At 61.0% G+C, this 5485-nt stretch carries 6 protein-coding genes; 4 read left to right on the top strand and 2 right to left on the bottom strand.

The window, feature by feature from the left end:
* From QZ522_RS17490 to QZ522_RS17480, 3 genes are all read left to right on the top strand, one after another.
* The coding region (locus QZ522_RS17490; RefSeq protein WP_294614623.1) for a glycine cleavage T C-terminal barrel domain-containing protein at window positions 1-549 on the top strand (549 nt) is incomplete at its 5' end.
* 169 nt (window positions 550-718) lie between these two features.
* The gene (gene dapD / locus QZ522_RS17485) at window positions 719-1546 is read left to right on the top strand and encodes a 2,3,4,5-tetrahydropyridine-2,6-dicarboxylate N-succinyltransferase (RefSeq protein WP_294614626.1); all 828 of its coding nucleotides are present in this window, start codon (window positions 719-721) and stop codon (window positions 1544-1546) included.
* Window positions 1547-1696: 150 nt separating this feature from the next.
* Entirely contained in the window at window positions 1697-2368 is a 672-nt protein-coding gene (locus QZ522_RS17480; protein ID WP_294614620.1) for a DUF6639 family protein, read from the top strand.
* Window positions 2369-2394: 26 nt separating this feature from the next.
* Here QZ522_RS17480 and QZ522_RS17475 read toward each other — a convergent pair whose 3' ends face one another.
* Complete coding sequence (locus QZ522_RS17475; RefSeq protein ID WP_294614617.1) at window positions 2395-2793, bottom strand: rhodanese-like domain-containing protein; 399 nt, start codon at window positions 2791-2793, stop codon at window positions 2395-2397.
* 140 nt (window positions 2794-2933) lie between these two features.
* On the opposite strand from QZ522_RS17475, the gene QZ522_RS17470 reads away from it, so the two are divergent.
* Entirely contained in the window at window positions 2934-3263 is a 330-nt protein-coding gene (locus QZ522_RS17470; RefSeq protein ID WP_294614614.1) for a hypothetical protein, read from the top strand.
* Between the two features lie 29 nt (window positions 3264-3292).
* Here the strand turns inward: QZ522_RS17470 and QZ522_RS17465 are convergent.
* Window positions 3293-5485 (bottom strand): transketolase (locus QZ522_RS17465; protein ID WP_294614611.1); only part of this gene is annotated, 2193 nt, incomplete at its 5' end.

Here is a 5485-nt window from a genome sequence, read left to right as displayed (position 1 = left end):
GAGTTGGGTTGGGATGTCTATGTCAGCGCCGATATGGCCGCCCATGCCTTTGAAACGCTGTATGCGGCCGGGCAGGATCACGGGCTCAGGCTTTGCGGCATGCATATGATGGACAGCTGCCGGATCGAGAAGGGCTTTCGCCATTTCGGTCATGACATCACCTGCGAGGATCACGTGCTGGAGGCCGGGCTTGGCTTTGCGGTCAAGACCGACAAGCCCGATTTCATCGGTCGCGACGCAGTCCTGCGCAAGCGCGAAACCGGGCTTGAGCGGCGTCTTGTACAGTTCCGCCTGACCGACCCGGAACCGATGCTTTATCACAACGAGCCGGTCTTGCGGGATGGCAGGATCGTCGGCTTTCTGAGTTCTGGGGCCTATGGCCATCACCTTGGCGGGGCGATGGGCCTTGGCTATGTGCCCTGCAAGGGGGAAAGCGCGGCAGAGGTGCTTGCCTCGAGCTATGAGATTGACGTTGCGGGCATGAGAGTACGCGCCGAGGCGAGCCTCAGGCCGATGTATGATCCGCGCTCGGAACGGGTGAAGGTCTGAGCCGCAGGCCGGGGGCATGGCATCAGCCGTGTCATGCCTCCGGCGGGAGTATTTCCTGAAAGATGAAAGTGCAGGGGAGATCGCGCATTTGTGAGCAGTTGCATTGATCCTGTCCCGGCTTGCGCATATAGCCGAGGTCAACCTGATTGTTGAACCCGAGGATAAGACCATGTCGAACGCACAACTCGAAACTGCCATCGAAGCCGCCTGGGAGGCACGTGACACGATAACCACAAGCACCGGCGGTGAAACGCGCGAGGCGATCGAGGATACGCTGAACGCGCTCGACAGCGGCAAGCTGCGCGTGGCCGAGCGCCAGGAAAACGGCGACTGGCAGGTCAATCAGTGGGCCAAGAAAGCGGTTCTGCTCGGGTTCCGCATCAAGGATATGGAAATCCACGACAACGGCCCGCAGGGCGGCGGCTGGTGGGACAAGGTCGACAGCAAGTTCAAGGGCTGGGGCGACAATCAGTGGAAATCCGCAGGCTTCCGCGCGGTTCCGCATTGCATCGTGCGCAAATCGGCCTTTATCGCGCCGGGCGTGGTATTGATGCCTTCCTTCGTGAACCTTGGCGCCTATGTGGACGAGGGCACCATGGTGGATACATGGGCCACTGTCGGTTCCTGTGCGCAGATCGGCAAGAACGTGCATCTCAGCGGCGGCGTCGGCATCGGCGGTGTGCTGGAACCGATGCAGGCAGGTCCGACGATCATCGAGGACAACTGCTTTATCGGTGCGCGCTCAGAGGTTGTCGAGGGCTGTATCGTGCGCGAAGGCTCGGTTCTGGGGATGGGCGTTTTCATCGGCAAGTCGACCAAGATCGTCGATCGTGAAACCGGCGAAGTCAGCTATGGCGAAGTGCCCGCCGGGTCGGTGGTCGTGGCCGGGTCGATGCCAACCAAGAACGGTATCAACCTCTATTGCGCGGTGATCGTCAAGAAGGTGGACGCGCAGACCCGTTCGAAAACATCGATCAACGAGCTGTTGCGCGACTGATGCTTTCAGGCATTTTACAACCCAAAGCGCCCCTTTCACGAGGGGCGTTTTTGTGTCTGGCGGGTGAATTGTCCGAATCTGGCCGGGCTGATAAATCTCAAGGCGTGGTAGAGCGCGATGTGATTGGTAGGCTCTGACAGGGGGGATTGAATGCGCGCGCTGAAAGTTACAACTGCTGTTATGATGCTGCTGTCCTGGCCCGCGCAGTCAGAGCCGGTGACCTGTGAGGGATCGAACCTCTCTGTGAATGCTGCAACCGCCTGGGACGCCCGGCTTGTCTGTGAGGCGGCGGCAGGGGCGGTGGCGCTTTTTGCAAGCTGCGGTGTGCCGGAAATCACGCGGCCCCTTCGGATCGACCTTATTGATGATCTCAAGGCCCATTGCTTTGGGCGATATCACTGCGGCGAGGATTGGATCGAGATCGTGACCCCTTCCGGGATTGCCGAGCAGCGTCTGCCCGATAGCATTTACAGCTTCCTGCCGATCGACACATATTTTCAGAGCATCGTGGTGCATGAGTTGACCCACGCGGCGATTGAAGATGCGCCCTGTCCGTTCGACTCCTGTCTCGTGGCCAATGAGTACCTTGCTTATGTCATGCAGATCCTGTCCCTGTCCCCGTCGCAACAGGGCCGCTTTGGCGAACAGGACGATCCCGGACGGCGAATTTCAAGGGACGAGCTGAATCCTGCCATCTACTTCATGGCGCCGGATGTTTTCGCAAGGAAAGTCTGGCTTCACTTTACCCAGCGTGACGATCCCTGCGGGTTCGTCGGGCAAATCGTCGACGGGACCGTTTTGCTGGATTACGAGCGGTTTTAGTGTTCACCCCCGCAGGACGCCGCCCATTAACCTGCGGGCTTTTTTGGCTTTTCACCGACCGGCCCACCGGCCTTTTTCCAGCCTGAAAACCCATCGTCCACATGGCTGACATTGGCCAGGCCCATATCCTGTGCGGTGCGCGCCGAAAGCGCCGAGCGCCAGCCCGAGGCACAGTAGAACACAAAGCGGTTGCCGGTCTGAAACTGTGGCTTGGCATAGGGGCTTTCCGGGTCGATCCAGAATTCAAGCATGCCGCGCGGACAGTGGAAGGCGCCGGGAATCATGCCCTCGCGCTCCAGCTCTCGGGGGTCGCGCAGATCAACGAAGGTCACATCGCTCTGGCCGTGCAGGTCAAGCAACTCTGCGGCCGGGGCGTGACTCACCACACTATTGGCCTCGGCCACCATATCCTTGATCCGTTTCATCTGGCGCTCTTCTGTTTGATCCGGGTCGGTGCAGCCTAAAAGACAAAGCGCGCATTGAAAAGGCCGCACCGTTGCGATCATGGCGCACGGCCTGCCTGCTTTGGCTTGTCAAAGCAGGCCCGGCGGGGTACGGCGGGCGGATGAGCAAAGAGCAAAAATCATCGCGCCAGCAAGTCTATACCCTGTTGGTTGAAATTGGCCGCAAAGACGGTGACGGCCTGCCGGAAAAGGCGACCGGGGCGGCGCTTATGGTCTATGCCAGCGGCGTGGACGAGGCCGAGGCGGTGCGCGAAACCGTGGCAATCCTGAAACAGGCCGATACCGCGCCGCTCGATGTGTCGGGCTATGGCACATTGGCCGAGCGCGAGGCCGAAGGCCATGACATCACCGACGAAGAACGCCACCTGATGCAGCGCGCCCGCGACGAAAATGCGGTCATCGTCGCTCAGGTCACGCCGTTCTTCGACTAAGCCGTCACCGTGGAAAACCGCGGGGACCCTCAGTTATAGGTGAGCGAGGCCAGAAAGCCGCGGCTTACATATTTGCCCTCTGTCAGGCCGTTTACCTTTTCGACGATGGCCGCCGCGTCGATGCCGTGGTGCCGATAGAGGTCGCCGATGGTGCCGGTCTGGCCGAAATGCTCTACCCCCAGGGGGATGGTCTGATGCCCGATGACGGCACCCAGCCATGACAGGGTTGCGGGATGCCCGTCGATCAGCGTGACAAGCCTGCAATGGCTGGGCAGATCCGACATGAGGGTTTCCACATGCGATCTTGCCGCCCGGTTGCCTCGTGATCTGGCCCGCTGCGCCGCGGTCCACCCGGCGTTCAGGCGATCCGCCGAGGTGACGGCGAGAACCCCGACGTCACGGCGGCCTTCCCCGATCAGCCCGGCGGCCTTGATCGCTTCCGGCCCGACGGCACCCTGATAGGCAATCACCACATCACAATTCGGCCCCGGCTTGCGCAGCCAGTATGCGCCGTCGATGGCGCCCTGCCGGAAGGCGTCATCGGCCCGCTTGCCGGGTTGCTCGATCGGGTTGGTCGTCAGGCGCAGATATACCGAACCGCCGGTTTCATCGCGCAACCAGGTGCGTTCGTCCGGATCGCCCGCGCCGTCACGCTGGATATAGTCAAAGGCCCATTCCATGATCACCGCAAGCTCATCGGCAAAGGCGGGTTCAAACGCGGCAAGCCCGTCCTGGCTCATGCCGATCAGCGGCGTGCCGACAGATTGATGCGCGCCACCCTCCGGCGCAAGTGTGATGCCCGAGGGCGTGCCGACCAGGATGAAGCGCGCATCCTGATAGCAAGCATAGTTCAACGCATCGAGGCCGCGGCTCACAAAGGGGTCATAGACCGTGCCGATTGGAATCAGCCGTTTGCCGAATAGGGAATGCGACAGGCCCGCCGCGCCCAGAAGCAGCATCAGGTTCATCTCGGCGATGCCCAGCTCGATATGCTGCCCCTCTGGCGTGAATTCCCATTTCGCGGTTGAGGGGATGCGGTTTTCGATGAAGACGTCGGCCTGTTCGGAGCGGGCAAACAGTTTGCGCCGGTTCACCCAGGGGCCAAGATTCGTGGTGCCGGTCACATCCGGCGAGGTTGTCACGATCCGGTCGGCAAGTGTGCTGTCTCCCTTGGAAAGATCGTCGAGAATCTTGCCAAAGGCCATCTGTGTCGAAATCTCGCGCGATGTGTCGATGTCGATGGCCGGCACGGCAATTTTGTCGTCATGAAACCGCCGCGTGCCCGTTTCGAAGAACGGAGTCCTGGCAAGAAAGGCTTGCAAGGCGGCGCTGTCCTCGACAGCGGCAAAGCGCTCCCATTCCTCACCTTCGGCAATGCCCATATGGTTTTGCCACTCTGCGAACTGGGTCTTGTTCATCAGGCCGCCGTGATTGTCCTTGTGTCCGGCAATCGGCGTGCCCCAGCCCTTGATCGTATAGGCTAGAAAACAGGTCGGGCGGTCATGGTCGATCGCGGCAAAGGTCTCGGCCATGGTTGCGACGCAGTTGCCGCCGAGGTTCTCCATCAGCGCGGCCAGTTCGCGATCCGTGCGCCGCTCCAGCAGGGCGGTAACGTCGCCCTGATCGCCAAGGTCATCCATCAGGCGGCGCCGCCAGACAGCGCCGCCCATAAAGGTCAGCGCGGAATATTCCTGGTTCGGGCAGGCGTCGATCCAGGCGCGCAGGCGCTCGCCGCCCGGCTCCTTGAAAGCGGCCCGTTGCAAGACACCGTATTTCACCCGCACCACGTCCCAGCCGAAAGCATCGAAGATTTTCTCGACCCGCTCGAACAGCCCCTCGCGGACGATCCCGTCAAGCGACTGGCGGTTGTAATCTATGATCCACCACGCGTTGCGCAGGTCGTTCTTCCAGCCTTCCTGCAACGCCTCGTAGATATTGCCCTCGTCCAGTTCGGCATCGCCGACAAGCGCGACCATCCGGCCCATTGGTGCTTCGCGGCCCCAGGGCTTGGCCCGGATGTAATCCTGAATGATCGACGCGAAGGAGGTAATCGCCACACCAAGCCCGACCGAGCCGGTGGAAAAGTCGACATCGTCGATATCCTTGGTCCGGCTCGGATAGCTCTGAACCCCGCCAAATCCGCGAAAGTTTTCCATCTTTTCGCGGGTCTGGTTGCCCATCAGGTATTGGATCGCGTGAAACACCGGGCTGGCATGGGGTTT

The organism is uncultured Roseovarius sp. (assembly GCF_913054395.1).
Lineage (GTDB): Bacteria > Pseudomonadota > Alphaproteobacteria > Rhodobacterales > Rhodobacteraceae > Roseovarius.
Note: the sequence above shows the minus strand (reverse complement) of the source record. Positions and strands in the feature narration are given on the sequence as shown.

What these genes read in the sequence shown, in the direction of transcription:
- dapD (WP_294614626.1), top strand. Translation starts at nt 719, where the DNA reads ATGTCGAACGCACAACTCGAAACTGCCATCGAAGCCGCCTGGGAGGCA.
- QZ522_RS17480 (WP_294614620.1), top strand. Translation starts at nt 1,697, where the DNA reads ATGCGCGCGCTGAAAGTTACAACTGCTGTTATGATGCTGCTGTCCTGG.
- QZ522_RS17475 (WP_294614617.1), bottom strand. Translation starts at nt 2,793, where the DNA reads ATGAAACGGATCAAGGATATGGTGGCCGAGGCCAATAGTGTGGTGAGT.
- QZ522_RS17470 (WP_294614614.1), top strand. Translation starts at nt 2,934, where the DNA reads ATGAGCAAAGAGCAAAAATCATCGCGCCAGCAAGTCTATACCCTGTTG.